Source organism: Lysinibacillus sp. NPDC056220 (assembly GCF_049315265.1).
GTDB classification, from domain to species: Bacteria; Bacillota; Bacilli; order Bacillales_A; family Planococcaceae; genus Lysinibacillus; species Lysinibacillus pinottii.
The window spans coordinates 398,127-413,401 of the sequence record NZ_JBMOXD010000002.1 but is presented as its reverse complement, the minus strand read 5'-3'; the positions used below and the strand labels follow the sequence as shown (position 1 = coordinate 413,401).

At 39.7% G+C, this 15,275-nt stretch carries 18 protein-coding genes and 1 pseudogene; 3 read left to right on the top strand and 16 right to left on the bottom strand.

Annotated elements, in window-relative coordinates; translation table 11 throughout:
* Positions 1-184: 184 nt before the first annotated feature.
* Both ACOZBY_RS07045 and holA read right to left on the bottom strand, forming a co-directional pair.
* A pseudogene (locus ACOZBY_RS07045) lies at positions 185-622 on the bottom strand (transposase); the annotation flags it as partial.
* Positions 623-930: 308 nt separating this feature from the next.
* Positions 931-1,941: a DNA polymerase III subunit delta gene (holA, locus tag ACOZBY_RS07040; protein ID WP_031419221.1), complete on the bottom strand. Its 1,011-nt coding sequence runs from the start codon at positions 1,939-1,941 to the stop codon at positions 931-933.
* Positions 1,942-2,216: 275 nt separating this feature from the next.
* Between holA and ACOZBY_RS07035 the strand changes: the two genes are divergently transcribed.
* A complete protein-coding gene (locus ACOZBY_RS07035) occupies positions 2,217-2,354 on the top strand; it encodes a YqzM family protein (protein WP_004226902.1) in 138 nt (45 codons plus the stop codon).
* Positions 2,355-2,386: 32 nt separating this feature from the next.
* On the opposite strand, the gene ACOZBY_RS07030 is transcribed toward ACOZBY_RS07035, so the two are convergent.
* From ACOZBY_RS07030 to ACOZBY_RS06975, 12 genes are all read right to left on the bottom strand, one after another.
* Positions 2,387-4,543 (bottom strand): DNA internalization-related competence protein ComEC/Rec2, encoded by a 2,157-nt coding sequence (locus ACOZBY_RS07030; RefSeq protein ID WP_422761864.1) that lies wholly within the window; start codon positions 4,541-4,543, stop codon positions 2,387-2,389.
* Positions 4,544-4,677: 134 nt separating this feature from the next.
* On the bottom strand, positions 4,678-5,247 hold the full coding sequence (locus ACOZBY_RS07025) for a ComE operon protein 2 (RefSeq protein WP_012295370.1): 570 nt from the start codon (positions 5,245-5,247) through the stop codon (positions 4,678-4,680).
* A 107-nt stretch (positions 5,248-5,354) separates the two neighbouring features.
* On the bottom strand, positions 5,355-5,990 hold the full coding sequence (locus ACOZBY_RS07020) for a helix-hairpin-helix domain-containing protein (protein ID WP_422761862.1): 636 nt from the start codon (positions 5,988-5,990) through the stop codon (positions 5,355-5,357).
* 195 nt (positions 5,991-6,185) lie between these two features.
* Positions 6,186-6,926, bottom strand: coding sequence for a class I SAM-dependent DNA methyltransferase (locus ACOZBY_RS07015; protein ID WP_031419225.1), 741 nt, complete (start codon positions 6,924-6,926; stop codon positions 6,186-6,188).
* On the bottom strand, positions 6,927-7,271 hold the full coding sequence (gene rsfS / locus ACOZBY_RS07010; RefSeq protein WP_008180916.1) for a ribosome silencing factor: 345 nt from the start codon (positions 7,269-7,271) through the stop codon (positions 6,927-6,929).
* Positions 7,268-7,840: a bis(5'-nucleosyl)-tetraphosphatase (symmetrical) YqeK gene (gene yqeK / locus ACOZBY_RS07005; protein WP_031419226.1), complete on the bottom strand. Its 573-nt coding sequence runs from the start codon at positions 7,838-7,840 to the stop codon at positions 7,268-7,270. The genes rsfS and yqeK overlap by 4 nt, the downstream gene beginning before the upstream one ends.
* On the bottom strand, positions 7,809-8,399 hold the full coding sequence (locus ACOZBY_RS07000; protein WP_012295375.1) for a nicotinate-nucleotide adenylyltransferase: 591 nt from the start codon (positions 8,397-8,399) through the stop codon (positions 7,809-7,811). The genes yqeK and ACOZBY_RS07000 overlap by 32 nt, the downstream gene beginning before the upstream one ends.
* A 9-nt stretch (positions 8,400-8,408) precedes the next feature.
* Positions 8,409-8,711, bottom strand: a complete 303-nt coding sequence (gene yhbY, locus ACOZBY_RS06995; RefSeq protein WP_008180921.1) for a ribosome assembly RNA-binding protein YhbY — start codon at positions 8,709-8,711, stop codon at positions 8,409-8,411.
* 5 nt (positions 8,712-8,716) lie between these two features.
* On the bottom strand, positions 8,717-9,547 hold the full coding sequence (gene aroE / locus ACOZBY_RS06990; RefSeq protein WP_012295376.1) for a shikimate dehydrogenase: 831 nt from the start codon (positions 9,545-9,547) through the stop codon (positions 8,717-8,719).
* A 36-nt stretch (positions 9,548-9,583) separates the two neighbouring features.
* Complete coding sequence (gene yqeH / locus ACOZBY_RS06985) at positions 9,584-10,687, bottom strand: ribosome biogenesis GTPase YqeH (RefSeq protein ID WP_012295377.1); 1,104 nt, start codon at positions 10,685-10,687, stop codon at positions 9,584-9,586.
* Complete coding sequence (locus ACOZBY_RS06980; RefSeq protein WP_008180927.1) at positions 10,684-11,205, bottom strand: YqeG family HAD IIIA-type phosphatase; 522 nt, start codon at positions 11,203-11,205, stop codon at positions 10,684-10,686. Before ACOZBY_RS06980 ends, yqeH begins: the two co-directional genes overlap by 4 nt.
* A gap of 36 nt (positions 11,206-11,241) precedes the next feature.
* Positions 11,242-12,024 (bottom strand): phosphatidylserine decarboxylase, encoded by a 783-nt coding sequence (locus tag ACOZBY_RS06975; RefSeq protein WP_031419229.1) that lies wholly within the window; start codon positions 12,022-12,024, stop codon positions 11,242-11,244.
* 135 nt (positions 12,025-12,159) lie between these two features.
* Here ACOZBY_RS06975 and pssA point away from each other — a divergent pair, with 135 nt between their 5' ends.
* Complete coding sequence (gene pssA / locus ACOZBY_RS06970) at positions 12,160-12,660, top strand: CDP-diacylglycerol--serine O-phosphatidyltransferase (RefSeq protein WP_051563351.1); 501 nt, start codon at positions 12,160-12,162, stop codon at positions 12,658-12,660.
* Positions 12,661-12,746: 86 nt separating this feature from the next.
* Complete coding sequence (gene sigK / locus ACOZBY_RS06965; RefSeq protein WP_008180932.1) at positions 12,747-13,454, top strand: RNA polymerase sporulation sigma factor SigK; 708 nt, start codon at positions 12,747-12,749, stop codon at positions 13,452-13,454.
* 328 nt (positions 13,455-13,782) lie between these two features.
* Here sigK and mtnN read toward each other — a convergent pair whose 3' ends face one another.
* Positions 13,783-14,475 carry a 5'-methylthioadenosine/S-adenosylhomocysteine nucleosidase gene (mtnN, locus tag ACOZBY_RS06960; RefSeq protein WP_012295382.1) on the bottom strand — a complete coding sequence of 231 codons (693 nt, stop codon included), beginning with the start codon at positions 14,473-14,475 and terminating at the stop codon, positions 13,783-13,785.
* A 59-nt stretch (positions 14,476-14,534) separates the two neighbouring features.
* Entirely contained in the window at positions 14,535-15,194 is a 660-nt protein-coding gene (locus ACOZBY_RS06955) for a YrrS family protein (RefSeq protein WP_197149847.1), read from the bottom strand.
* Between the last annotated feature and the right edge of the window lie 81 nt (positions 15,195-15,275).

Sequence of the window (15,275 nt, the reverse complement as noted above, 5' to 3'; positions counted from 1 at the left end):
CTCTATTAAGAGTAGCTGATCTTTTTAATTTTTATAGAAATACAAAAGCTGTCGAGAAGTTCATTCTCGATGGCTTTTGTCATTTTTCTTTCTCTTTCATATTCATTATTTGGTATATCATTGCTGTATTCAACATCCTCTTCGAGCATAGATGCTCTTTTAAGCTGTCTGCCATGTCCAAGTAGCTAGTTTCTTTAACATGCGTGGAATCGATAAATAAATGGTCTGCATGGAGGAGTCCTTGATGCATAATCTCTTTTAAAATACGATAGCATATCTGCTCAAATATATCGGTGTCTTGAAAGCGACGGACATAATTTTTACTGAAGGTAGAGAAATGCGGGACTTCTGTATGGAAGCCAAATCCTAAAAACCAACGATACGCCATATTCGTTTCAATTTCTTTGATGGTTTGACGCATGGACCGAATACCAAAAACGTACTGAATAAACGTCATTTTAAAGAGAACAACAGGATCAATACTAGGACGCCCATTAGGTGAATAGAGATGTTCGACTAAAGGATAGATAAATGAAAAATCAATAGCAGTCTCTAGTTTTCGCACTAAATGATTGTTGGGAACTAATTGATCACGTTCATTGGTTTGATTCTTCGTCATCATCGTTTATCACCTCAAAAATTTACTTTTCAACACCCTATATAGAAAAAGTAAGTACTTTATGTAGAAGTTGATGGGAACGAAGGGCGGCGACTCCTGCGGGAAAAGCGGGAAAAGCGGGAAAGTCGAGATCCTGGACTGAGCGAGGCGAGGGAAGCAGCTCGACCCCGCCCGCGGAAAGCGTCCGCCCGTAATGAAAATCAACGACTTTACTTTATTTCATTGTAAAAGAAAAAAGACTGTAGGCAAATCTCTCAAATTTTTTGAGTTTGTCTACAGTCTGAGCTGTCCTATAACGGACAGCTTTTGTGTTAAAGTTGACGAAGTAAAAAAAGCTCCAAATATCGTTCTCGATTGCCACCTGTGGATTTCAACTGTAAATCCACCTCTGCTAGTTGATATAATGCTCTCAATAAGCTTTCTTCTGATGGACGATTACGTTGCTCAGTCATTAATTTGACACGATACGGATGAATTTTTAAGTTTTTGGCGATTTGCTGCGGATGGTACCCTTTCTTCAACAAATAAAAAACATTCGACATCGTACGAACATTGGATGCAAGTAGTCCAACAAGCATAATAGGCTCTTGCTTTTGTCGCAATAAATCATGATAAATCGACAAAGCGCTGACCGAATCATTGGCCAAATAGGCGTTGAGCATTTTAAAGGCATCCTGCTCCAATGTTTTTGCCACTAAATCCTCCACTAGCGATACCGTAATTTCTCCACCTTCACCAAGATAAAGGGTAAGCTTGTCTATTTCCATTTGTAATTGAAGCATGTTCGCCCCAACCATCGTCACAAGAAGTTCGATAGCATCCTGTGTGATGCTATTGCCCTGTCCCTTAACAATACTTTGGATCCAAACGGCTAAATCCTGCTCTTTAGGTGTTGCTGCTTCGATAAGTAATGCATGCTCTTTCATCATTTTTGTCACTTTTTTACGCTCATCTAGCTTTTCATAAGGAGCAATAAAAACGGTTACGGAAAAATCAGAAGGATTGGACAACCATGCCTCAAGTCGCTTCACATCATGGTCGATCTTTTCTTTTCCTTTCTCAGCTGCCTTTAAAAACGAAGCATTTTTGGCAATAATAAGCTTTTGTTCAGAGAAAAAGGGAATGGTATCTGCTTCATCCATAACAGCGTCCACAGGCACTTCATCTAAATCAAATGTGTTCATTTCCAGCTCTTCTTCTGGCCCCATTGCTTCTTTTATACGCTTAATGGTTTCATCTATAAAATAGCTTTCTTCACCAACAAGTAGATATACTGGTGCTAGCTCACCTTTTTTTATTGTTTTCCAAACCGTTGAAATCATAATTTTCCCTCCATCTAGCAATACTATAAGTATACATGATTTTGTCTGGATTGAGCAGGCTCCAACCTCGATAGATGCCATGCTTATATGGCATTCATTTGGTAGGTCAATCCAAGATTTAATTTCTGTCGAGCAATATCCAAGCCATTTTAGTTGTCCTGTAGTGAGTTTGACCGAAATGTGTCGATTCCTTGCCAGACGGGGAATTCTCCTTTTGGATATAGCTTTTATGTACATGTTGTCTTATAATAAATAACAGAATTGGAGGGATAACAATGAATCCATTTGAAGGAAAAAACATACAATGTCGACGTAACGATGCAATCGATTCAGGTGTTGGTTTCGGTGTATCATTTGGCGTTTTCACACTAATGTTTATTATCGCGACAATAGTAGAGTTCGTATCACAGTAATCAGACTAAAATACGAAGGAAAAAGACCTTGCTCATTGGACAAGGTCTTTTTCTTTTGCTTTAACTGTCAAACGATTGCCCTGAATACGTATTTCGATCGTGCCATCCACCCCTGTTGTCCAAGTAGCTAAATTCCGATTGGCAAATCGCTCAACTACCTCTTCATGTGGATGACCATAACGATTTTGAAGCCCAGCACTAAAAACGGTGAATTGGGGTCGTACGAGCTCTACAAATGATTCGATACTAGATGTTTTACTGCCATGATGACCAGCCTTCAGAAGGGTTAGATTAGCTATTAGAGGTCCATAATACATCATTAGCTGTTGTTCGCCATATTTCTCTAAATCACCTGTAAATAGCGCTTTAAATGCCTTCTGTTGCATGTATAAAACAAGCGAGTCATCATTGCCTTCATAATGGGTATCCTGCGGCCATAAATAATAAAAGCTTGACTCACCCTTCTGCCATATAGTGCCCTTCATCTTTTCTTTTATAGGGACGTTATGTTTTTGGGCTTCCCTTAGTAAGTCCCTCATAATAGGCTGTTTCAACGATCCAGGTGTCACGTGAATTTCTTTCATCCCAATCTCCTGTAAAATTTCCTCAGCGCCTTCTACATGATCCGCGTCCGCATGCGTAACAATAAAAATATCGATGGTTCGTATTCCCTTCCCTTTTAGAAACGGAACCACAATTTGTTTCCCCACCTCATAGTCTTTATTTGCCTTCTTCCATTGCTCTTGTTCAAAGCGCAACAGTCCACCCGCATCAATGACGTATACAGCCTCCCTAAATGGCAATTCAATCACAGTGCAATCACCCTGTCCTACATTTAAAAACGTTATCTTTGTGTCGCTATAAAGCATTGGGGAAAGATGAATACAGATGGCCGGGAAGAGTAAAACCAAAATCGCATTCTTAAATCGTTTTGTTTCTAAGAAATAGAAACACGTGAGAACGCTTAGCATTGCTAAACAACAAAGCCAAACGGATGGTTTACCTGGGGACCATAATTGAAATGGTAGAGCTTGTATTAGATATATTACATTCGTTAGCCCATTTCGCAGAGGCTCGTAGCCTGCAAATAACAGGTTGGCTAATGGTAAGGAAATATAGGTTAGAGCTAAGGCCACAATATTAAAAGGTAAAATAACGAATGAAAACAAAGGAACGAAGATAATATTGACAAAAAACGAGGAAATGGAAAGTTCATAGAAATGATGAAGTAATAAAGGATAGACAAGTAGCTGACAGACGAATGTGACGAAAAAAGAACGGGATAACCAGTTGCTCGTCTGTGTAAAAATATAACTAGAATAAACAAGACTAGCCGCTGCTAAATAAGACAGTTGGAAACCAATTTGAAAGATTACTCCCGGTTCAAGTAAAACAAAGCCTGCAAAGCTAATAGCAAGTGCATCATCGATTGACAGCGTCCATTTCAAATAACGAAGCAACATCATTAATTCCACTACTGAAACGGCTCGCCATACAGATGGTGCCCCCCCTGCAATGACTCCGTAGATAGGGAGTAAGATGACCAAGGCAATAGTAGCCATCTCTTTGCGAATACCTATGCGTAGTAGACCTTCAATAAATAACCACGACACCAGTGCTACATGTAGACCAGAGATCGCAAATAAATGAGTGATCCCTAGCTTTTGATAGGCTCGTTGTAGCTCATTATCCATTTGATCCTGCTCTCCAATGAGAAGGGCTTGAGCCTCCGCTACTAATGGGTGGGGAAATGTCATTTCTATATGCTGTTTCATTTGTTGTCTTAGCTTAGCGAGAAATATGATGGGGGAATTGCGCTTCTCTATAAAGGTCCAACTAGTGATTTCAACAATACCGGTTGCTCCCTTACTCGTTAAATAATTGGACATGGAAAAGGCGTAATCATGGGCTGATGGAGAAGGGCTCACAAGCTCACCTTTCGCAAGATACGTCATTCCTGCCATAGATGTATGTTCATAATTAATTTTTTCTTGTTCAGAGGAAAATGTATACACTACATATAACTTTTGACCGTTTGTAGTTGTAGCAAAACCACGGAGCTTTTGACCGCTTATTTTATAATCGTTTGACCAAGTTAAAGGGAAAGAGGATGGTAGTGGGGAAGGTTGAACCAGTTGAATTGTAGCAAAAAATATATACGATAATAAGCCAATCGTTAATACTATCATTGCTAAGAACCGTGACTCACCCTTTACGATGAGCCACAGAGCTAAAAGAAGTACTAATAGGAGTAGCCAAGCCGACTTGTGAGCTGCTAAGGAAGCGACAAGTACAGCAAGCGCTAGAAAAATCCATTTTTGCCTTAAAGCTTTATACCGAATAGTGCACTCACCTTCTGTTCATACGGAAGCAATTTTTCGGATGGCAGTCCGTTCTCGCGAAGCTCATGAAGCATCTCTGTATATAAGGCTAGCTTTTCATCTCGTAGAAAATCGATTTTTCGTTCATCAAATGGTACATGAACGACTGTCACGCCTGCTTTTTCAAATAATTCCTGAGCATATGGATTATTTTTATAGTCAGTTGCATAATAAACTCGCTCAATGCCTGCTTGAATAATAGATTTGGTACAAGGGAGACATGGGAAGTGTGTCACGTATAAATCAGCACCTTTTGTTGGTGTACCGTATTTAGCACACTGTAGTAAAGCATTCATTTCAGCATGCACTGTACGGACACAATGGTTGTCCACCACATAGCAGCCATTTTCGATACAATGCTCATCACCAGTAATAGACCCATTATAGCCCCCTGCTATGATCCTCTTATCACGAACAACAGTTGCTCCTACTGCTAGTCTTGTACAAGTACTACGCAATGCGAGTAAATGGCTTTGTGCCATAAAAAATTGATCCCAAGTAATTCGCTCCATATGACTACCTCCAAAATTTTGCCTTACAAGTTTTCGATCTTGTTGCTTTTCTACTATAGTGTAGCTCTTTTGGAAAAGCGGCGTCAATATCTCATAAGCTATTAGCTTTACTTAACGGTAATAGAATCCTTTATTTTTTCAAATGTTTTATCACCTATACCATTAATATTTCTTACATCATCAATGGTTTGAAAGCGTCCTTTTTCCTCCCGATAACTAAGAATACTATGAGCTTTTGAAGGGCCGATTCCTGGTAATGTTGCAAGAGTCTCCGCATCAGCGGTATTGACATTAATCTTCTGACTCTTATTCTGGCTTTCCAAAGGTAACATAAGTAGATTACTAGATATATCTTCAAGCTGTTCTCCCTTGATGGGAATATAAATCACCATTTCATCCTGAACTTTTTGCGCATGATTAACAAGTTGCGTATCCGCATTCTCAATATAACCACCTGCAAGCTGAATAGCATCGAAAATACGCTTGTCTGGTTGAAGCTCATAAACGCCCGGATACATAACAGCACCCTTTATATCAACAAATACCTGCTGTTGAACCGCTTCCTCAGCAGTAGATTCCATGGGAATCGTTTCTTCAATAGGTTGGATGGTTTCGATGAGCTCTTCTTGGGGTCGTGAAGAGTCAGAACTCGATAAAGAGAAGTAAAAAAATAGTCCACTGATTATTAGTAGGCCGGGGATTAGCATACTCTTTTTGTACTTTTGCCATAAAGATTGCAACATAGTACCATCCTTTCAATGCAAAAGGTCATCATATGGAGGTACATTCATCATACACTAACATCCATAGATTGCAAACCTGAAAGCGGGAACGAAAAGCTCCCAAGTAATCGGTTAATTTGACTGCACTATTTATCCACCATTCCGCGGCCTCAAAAAAATCCACACTGCCAATCAGCAGTGTGGTGCTTGCCATATTTATTTTACCGCACGGATAAAAATGCGTTCACTTTCATATTCTGGTGCTTCGTTTGTAAAATCTGCTGTTACTACCACATCACTAAAGCCGATAGCGCGAAGCCAATTCATATATTGTTCGATAGGATACGTACGTTGAATATGCTCCTCATCAAACCGTTCATATAAATCACTCTTTGTATCACGCACATAAAAGGTCATTTGATGAATAATGGAATGCTCGAATTCTCCTGGCTCTGTATGCCATACATAACTAATATCACCATTGTCATACGTAAATGGACCATCCAAAAAGATTTCCGTCATTTTAAATAGTGAATGGACATCAAAAAAAAGTTGGCCTCCATCACGTAATGCATGATAAATCCGTTCTAATGTTGTAAAGACTGCTTGCTCCTCTACAACATAATTCAGAGAATCTATGGCAATTGTGACCACATCTACTGCCTCAAAGCCATCTAGTTCGTCCATGGACATACAATAAAACGGAGCCTCGTATCCTGCACCAGTAAAACGTTCAGTCGCAATGGAAAGCATTTCTTCTGATAAATCAACACCGCTGACTTTGTAGCCAGCCTGTGCAAATAACAAGCTAAGTACACCTGTGCCACACCCAATATCTAATAGTTTTTTGTATTGGTTGCTAGGTGCATGCTGTACAATCCAATCTACATAAAGATTGTAAGGAATATCCGTTTGTAACTCATCATAGACATGTGCGAAGCGTTCGTAACTACTCACTTAGGCCTCTGGCATGTCTAATTGTGGTGCATCGCCCCATAGACGCTCTAAATTATAATAAGCACGCTCATCTTTATGGAATACGTGTGCTACTACATCTCCTAAGTCTACTAGAACCCAACGAGCACCATCAAAACCTTCGACACGGCGAATTTCATAGCCATCTTTTTCAGCTACATCCTGCAATTCGCGTGCAATGGCTTGCACCTGACGATCTGAGTTACCATGTGCAATGATAAAGTAATCTGCTAAAAGGGAAATTCCTTGCATATTTAAAACGACAATATCCTCACCATGTTTGTCGTCAATCGCTTTGTAAGCTGCTTGTAATAAAGTTGAAGTCATCCTTCACTATCCTCTCTGTTCATCATATCGTTATAACATTCTATTGATAACGGATAAATAGGCTGCTTTGTGTCGATTAAAAATGCCAATGTATGACGGACACATGCACTCATGGCCTTATCCAAATTTTTTTGCGCTTTTTTGCGCAGACGTTCCACACCATCAAATTGACGATTCGGTTCAATCATATCTGCGACAAAAATGATTTTTTCTAAACGACTCATATTAGGTCGCCCTGTTGTATGAAAACGAATAGCATTCAATAGCTCATCATCTTTGATCCCGAATTCACTTTCTGCAATATATGCACCGACTGGGCCATGAAGTAGTTCACTGCCCCAGCCAATGAGTCGTGCATCTAACTTTTCCGTTCTGACGATGTTCTCCATCCACTCTATATCTGCATATTTTGCTATATCATGAAGGATTGCAGCTATTTCAGCCTTTTTCTCATCCTCGCCGTACTTTCGTGCTAGATTGATGGCCGTTTCCATAACACCGATTGTATGAATATAACGTTTTTCCGGCATTCTGGGCTTAATCGCCGCTAAATACTGTTCGCGTTCCATAAAGACCTTCCTCTCGTATGAACGTCTCTACCGCTTCTGGTAGTAAAAGTGTCACCGTTCCTCCAGTCGCCAGGCGTTCACGAATCAGTGTGGACGATAAATCGATTTGAGGCACCTCCACCATGCATATAGGGTACTCTGTAATGGCTGCTGTTCCTGGACGTTTCACACCAACAAATTGGACAAGTTCTACTAGGTCATCTATACAATGCCATGTATGTAGCGAATCAATCATATCGCCACCGATGATAAAGTAAAATTTGACAGTAGGTTCCTTCCTACATAATGCAGAAAGTGTCTCATAGGAATAGGATACGCCACCCTTGTCTACCTCATACGACTCCACTGAAAAATAAGGAAACGGGCGAATGGCACGCTTCACCATTTCAAGTCGTTCCACATTACTAGCATCAAATCGTGCATGCTTATGTGGTGGTATGGCATTCGGCATAAAGCGTATTTCATCGAGTTGCAATGCATGAAATACCTCATTCGCCATTAATAAATGCCCCATATGAGGAGGATTAAACGTGCCTCCAAGTAAACCGACCCTTTTCATCGTCTCACCTTATTTCGTTGCTTTTGGTAATACAATCTTTTTTTGATTGCGTGATTCTTTATATAAAACAACTGTCAGGCCGATTAATTGGACAAGCTCTGCATGTGCACCTTTTGCAAGTGCCTCTGCCACTTCATGTTTGTCCTCCTCACAATTATCTAAAATACGGACTTTAATTAGTTCACGTACTTCTAATGCCTCACGAATTTGTTTAGTCATTTCATCATTTACGCCACCTTTTCCCACTTGGAATATTGGTGATAAATGGTGTGCTTCAGCACGTAAAAAACGTTTTTGTTTACCTGTTAACATAAAAATTAGTTTCCTCCTAATTGCGCATTTAGCTGCACAATCATTGAATTTGTATTTGGATAGTCGCCTAACCAGTGCTCAAAAGCAATGGCTCCTTGATGCACAAACATCCCTAAGCCTGTCACAATTGTTGCCCCTTTTTCTTCAGCCGCTTGTAAAAAAGGCGTCATTAATGGATTATACACAATATCCGCAACAATTGCTCCTTTGGCAAGACGATTTAAGGAAAATGGCATTGAAAAATTGCCTGTAGCAAGGCCTGCCGAAGTCATTTGCACTATAATGCTGAAATGAGCTAATGTTTCTTCCGCTTCCTTTAATGAAATTGCACGGCCAATCCCCATTTCATCCACAATTGCTTGGGCATTGGCTACGGTACGATTGGTCATGGTCAAATCACTGTAGCCTTGCTGCTGCATGGCAAAGGCTATACCTCGGGCAGCGCCACCTGCGCCAACAAGTAACACAGGCTTGTCTTTATGAGACGAACCTACTGCTTCTTCTAGTGAACGCACAAAGCCAACACCATCTGTATTATAGCCTATCAGCTTTCCTTCTGTAGTTCGTACTACTGTGTTCACTGCTCCCATTTTTTGCGCCAACTCATCTAGCTCATCTAAATAGGGAATGATTGCTGTTTTATGAGGAATTGTTACATTCCAGCCACTTGCCCCTAAAGTTTTTAAGCCAGCAACTGCTGCTCCCAATTGCTCAGAAGACACATGTAGCGGAATATATGTTGCCTCTACGGACATTTCCTCAAACCAAGCATTGTGCATGGCTGGTGATTTTGAATGTTCAATTGGATCACCAATAACTGCAAACCACTTCTTCATTTCCTAGTCCCTCTTCTCTTCTCCATCCTTCACCCTCTATATAAGTGATGGACGTATCGAAACTTGTACACCTTTAGGCGCGTATGCTGCTACTACGACATTGGCATGCTGTACAGTAATCCAGCCTAGTCCAGAAAATACAACATCAGTTTTAGCTTCTTTAATGGAGAACTCATGACGAACTAAAGGCGGAAGTTGGTCAATAAACTCCGCAGTTGGCGGTGCCAAAAGGTCTCCCTTATGTTCTGTATACAGCGTATCTGCCTTCTCAAGCTTAGTTCGGTGAATTGGTAAGTCATTTGCCACATGGATTGTAAAGGCAGAACGGTCCCCTTGAATAAAATCAAATCTTGCCAATGCCCCAATAAACAAGGTTTGTCCCGCATTTTGTTGGTAGACCTTCGGCTTGATTTCTTTTTTTGGCATAATATATTTTAATTCACTTGAATCAATATGATGGGCCATTTGGTGATGATTAATAATACCAGGCGTATCAAATAATGCACTTCCATCATCCAAAGGAATTTCAATCATATCTAAAGTAGTACCTGGGAAATGGGATGTAGTAATAACTTCACCTTCCCCTGTTGCCTGCTTAATAATGCGGTTGATGAATGTGGATTTTCCGACATTGGTACAGCCCACCACATAGACATTTTGTCCTTGGCGATATTCATCAATGGCTTCCATTGCTTCAGCCATTCCCTTACCTTTATGTGCACTTACTAACAACACATCAACAGGCTGAAGTCCCAACGCTTTTGCTTCACGTTTTAACCAATTAATAACTTTTTTCGGTTTCACCGATTTCGGTAATAAATCAGCTTTATTAGCTATCAACAGCACAGGATTCTTCCCTACAAAACGGTGTAGGCCAGGTAGCCAGCTTCCATTAAAATCAAAAATATCAACAATTTTCACGATTAAGCCTTGCTGTGTACCAAGGCCATTTAAAATACGTAAAAAGTCGTCATCTGTTAATGACACTGGTTGAATTTCATTGTAATTTTTCAAACGGAAGCAACGTTGGCAAATGACCACATCCTTTTCTAGTGATGATGGGGGTGCATACCCAACTGCTGTTTTATCTTCTGTTTGAATTGTTGTACCACAGCCAATACAATTTGGCATTTCAATCATTCTTGTTCCTCCCAAGTTATAATTCCTTTTCGTTTCAAATCATTAAACACTCGACGTTCAATGAATCGATTCAATTTTGTTACTAACCCATCAGATTGTGCGACAGGTTTGACTAGCACGGTATGCAAGCCTAAGCGATTCGCACCCATTACATCTGTAAGGAGCTGATCCCCTACCATTACTACTTCATTAGGGCGTAAGCCTAATTGAATAAGGGCATTATAAAAAGCATTTCGCAATGGTTTTTTTGCCTTATGAATGTATGGAATACCTAAAGGCTCTGCGAAACGTTTAACACGTGCCTCCTTGTTATTCGACGCAATAATAACACGAATACCGGATTCCTTCATGATGCGCAGCCAAATGATTAGTTCTTCTGTTGCATCCTCACGATCCCATTCCACAAGGGTATTATCTAGATCGGTAATGATCCCTCTTATCCCTAATTCTTGAAGTTTTTCAGGTGTAATTTCGAAAATATTCGTCACAAATTCGTTTGGTAATAAAAAATTATACAAAATAGCGACCCCTAATCTTAACGTATTATTCGACCATTATAGCATATTTGCAAAGGCTTCACCCATTCGAATTGGGTTGCCCTGTACAACATTTTCCGTAAACTCAATCGCATCCTTTTCAAACAGCATTACCACTGTCGAACCAAAGGAGAAATAGCCAACTTCCTGCCCTTTATACCAGTTTATTGTCCTGTTTGTGAGCACTATTGAATTTACGAAGGTCGCCCCCACTTTTATAAACGCCACTTGCTGATTATGGGCTGTTTTCAACTCTGTTACTAAACGGTAATTGTGGGAAATTGGCTTTTTACCGTATGTAAGGCCTATTTGATTCACAGGATAAGATTTCTGACCAAGCGTATACTGTCTTAGTACTTCTCCATCAATTGGACTGTGAATACGATGATAATCAGCAGGGCTTAAATAAAAAACAATAAAATGGCCGTCTGCATAGTTGGCAGCTCGCTCCGAATTACCAAGTAAATCTTCTAGTGCATAGGGCTTACCCTTTACAAGAAATGTCATATCCCATTCAATTCTTCCAAAGGATTCTACCTTGGCATCTACAGGACTTACATACACCATCGGATTTTTTTCAATCGGGCGTGCATCTTGTAAAAGCTCTCTTGTAAAAAAATCGTGTAAACTTGCAAATTGTTGTTGTTTTTTTGAAACTTCTTCAAGGTTTATATCGTATAACTTCATGTAGCTTGGAATTATACGTTTACTCCACTTGGCTTTCGCAATAGCTTGCAAAAGGTGAGAGGACTGCTTACCATTCGTTAGTTCTATCAAGCGTTGATATAGTTTTTCTTTCATCAGTAAAACCCCTATCCATTAATTTAGACTGTCAATTTTTTCGCATTCGAAGTATAATGGTACAATATCTTAAGTGCAAAGGAGTGATCCCCCTTGTTTTTTTATCACAAGTTGGTGGATACCACGGTTAAGAAAATGAAATCGCACGCAGCTAACTTCATTACAATTAGTAATATGTCCTTTGGAGGCGCGGCTATTATGGCCACTTTACATGAATACTATAGCTATAGTGTCTTGTTTATCTTTATTGCAGCTCTTCTTGATCGCTATGATGGTAAGGTAGCTAGAGCACTCGGACAAGTGTCTGAGTTAGGTAAACAATTAGATTCTATGAGTGATATTATATCATTTGGCGTGGCGCCTGCATTATTAATGTACGAAGTTGTTCTAGTTGATTTTGGTTTTGCCGGCATGATGATGGCCGTCCTGTTTATCGTTTGTGGTGCGATGCGATTAGCCCGCTTTAATATTAGTGAAGCAAATGGCTATTTCACAGGTTTACCTATTACAGCTGCTGGTACGTTCTTAACTTTAACGTATTTTGTAGCCACTACGTTCCATCCGGCCTTTTATCTTTTCCTTTTCCCAATTTTAGCTTTACTCATGATTAGTACATTTACGTTAAAAAAAGTGTAACAGCACAATTGCTGTTGCACTTTTTTCATTTCCCACAGCTTTGAAACATATACTGTCGAAAAATGGGGAAAGGATGAAATCATTCAATGAGCGGAATTTTTACATCAATGTTGCAGTTATGGCTTGAGATCCCAGCGTTACTTGGCTACTTAAAGGGGCAAACATTCCATAAACCCTTTTCAAAAGAAGAGGAAGCTGCTTGTATTGAACGATTTTTAGGTGGCGATGAGCAAGCACGCCTGGACCTAATAGAACGCAATATGAGGCTCGTCGCGCACGTCGTAAAAAAATTCCATCCAAAACATGAACAACTTGATGATTATATTTCCATTGGGACAATCGGGCTAATGAAGGCGGTAGAAAGCTATACCCCGGACAAAAAAACAAGACTTGCCACATATGCAGCTCGATGTATTGAAAATGAAATTTTAATGCATCTACGCACACAGAAAAAAGTGCAGAAAGACGTTTCCTTATTTGAGCCGATCGGAACAGATAAAGATGGCAATGCGCTTCAAATTCGAGATTTACTCCAATGTGATGAAGAAAGTGCAACCGAGAAAATCGAACATAAAGAACATGTGGCACAGCTATATCATTATTTGCATATGCTTGATGAACGCGAACTAGAAATTGTGACGCTTCGCTATGGATTAAATCAACAAGATGCCCTTACGCAAAAGGAAATTGCAGCTCGGCTAAATATTTCTCGAAGCTATGTATCTCGGATTGAAAAACGGGCACTCATTAAACTCTATCAATTATACAAACGAGACCAAAAGTCAATTGAGTAATATATTGTAAAATGTTCACTAGAAAAATTCAATGCATGTTTGCCGGAGAATGTGCCGATTCTATGGCATAAAAAAGTTCCTTTGCGACATAGCTAATGTCGCAAAGGAACTTTTTAAACTCTATGAATGTGCTGATTCTGAAAGTTCTGCCGTAATCAATGTACCTATTAAAGTAGTGATAATCACTACACCTACTGTTAATACGAGCATCATGAATGCCTCCCATTCTATTATGAAGAGATTTATTACAGCTAGTGTAGCATTTATACCATTCATTCACTGTGATTTTTCTCACATAAGCAATAACACATTTTGACCGTTTTGTGTATTAAAGTGAGGCAATTGCTTTTAAGACAACTTGTGTCGAATGTTTTGCAGCAACTGGTAAAAACTCATCAAAGCTAATATTCGACTCTTTTCCTGCTATATCTGATAAAGCACGAATTACTACAAAAGGTGTGGCAAATTGATAACAAACTTGTGCAACCGCAGCCGCTTCCATTTCTACCGCCTTCATTTGAGGGAAATGATGACGAACAGCTTCTACACGCTCAGGATCATTCATAAATGCATCCCCAGAGCAAATTAAACCAATCCCATATTGATGCTCTCCAACTGCCTTAACAGCTTCCTCAGCTACTTTCATTAATCGTTCATCTGATTTATAAGCTGCTGGCATACCAGCCATTTGTCCAATTTCATAACCAAAAATTGTGACATCCACATCATGGTGACGAACTTCATCGGAAATGACTACAGCTCCCACCTCAAGGGCTTCATCATAACCACCAGCAGAGCCTGTATTAATAACAACATCCGGCTTAAACTCATGCAAAAGAATGGTAGTGGACATAGCTGCATTGACTTTACCAATACCACTTTTTAATAACACAACTTCCTTGCCTTCATAGGTTCCTGTTGTATATTCACTGCCTGCTATTGTTGTACGTTGTGCATTGTTTAAAGATGCTCGTAGTAATTCTACTTCCTCTTCCATTGCCCCAATTACTGCAATTTTCATGTAATGTTACTTCCCTTCTTTATCAACTCTATTAAAAATAATCAAAAGTGTGATTTTCGTCAATAGGCGCCTTCTAAAGTATTCAGCTGCTCAAGCTTTACAGGTAACCATCCTTCATTGTCCACCCATTCCATACTTACACGGTACATCTGTGATTTATCTTTTGTTGACACTGTGGCTATTGAAGAATTAGGACCACCATTATTTTGCATACGCCAAATAATCATATTGTCTTGGTCGATACCCGTTACACCAGAAACAGTTGCTACCTTTTCAGACCAGTCTACTGATGAAGAATCGTAGGAAGACACATGTTGGCCTGTTTGAGTAGTAGCTGTTGGCTGCCAATTTTTATTTGTTATAACTTTCTCTACGTTTGGATTATCTGAAGTGGATTCTTCTGGTGTACCTTGATCCTGCTGCATTTCTTCAGGCTCTGATACATCCTCTTCCTCTGAAGCTTTATCTTCCTCTACAGCCAAATCCTTTTCATCCTCTTTCACAGGCTCTTTATCTACTTCTTTGTTGTCGTCTTTTTCCTCTTGAGCTGGTTCATCTTTCACTGTTTGTTCTGCATCATCTTGCCATTTAAACACATAAGTTGCTGTGATAATAATTAGTACAACCACTACACCAATTAAAACATTCAATAGTTTATCTAGCTTTTTATTACGAGATGGCTGCAAATGACGACTACTACGAGTTTGTCGTTCACTCATATTTCCTCCCCCTCTCTAGCAAATATTCTATCAAGTTCGGCAGTACTTGCAAAATAATTATACTCATTAATTTACTTCGTG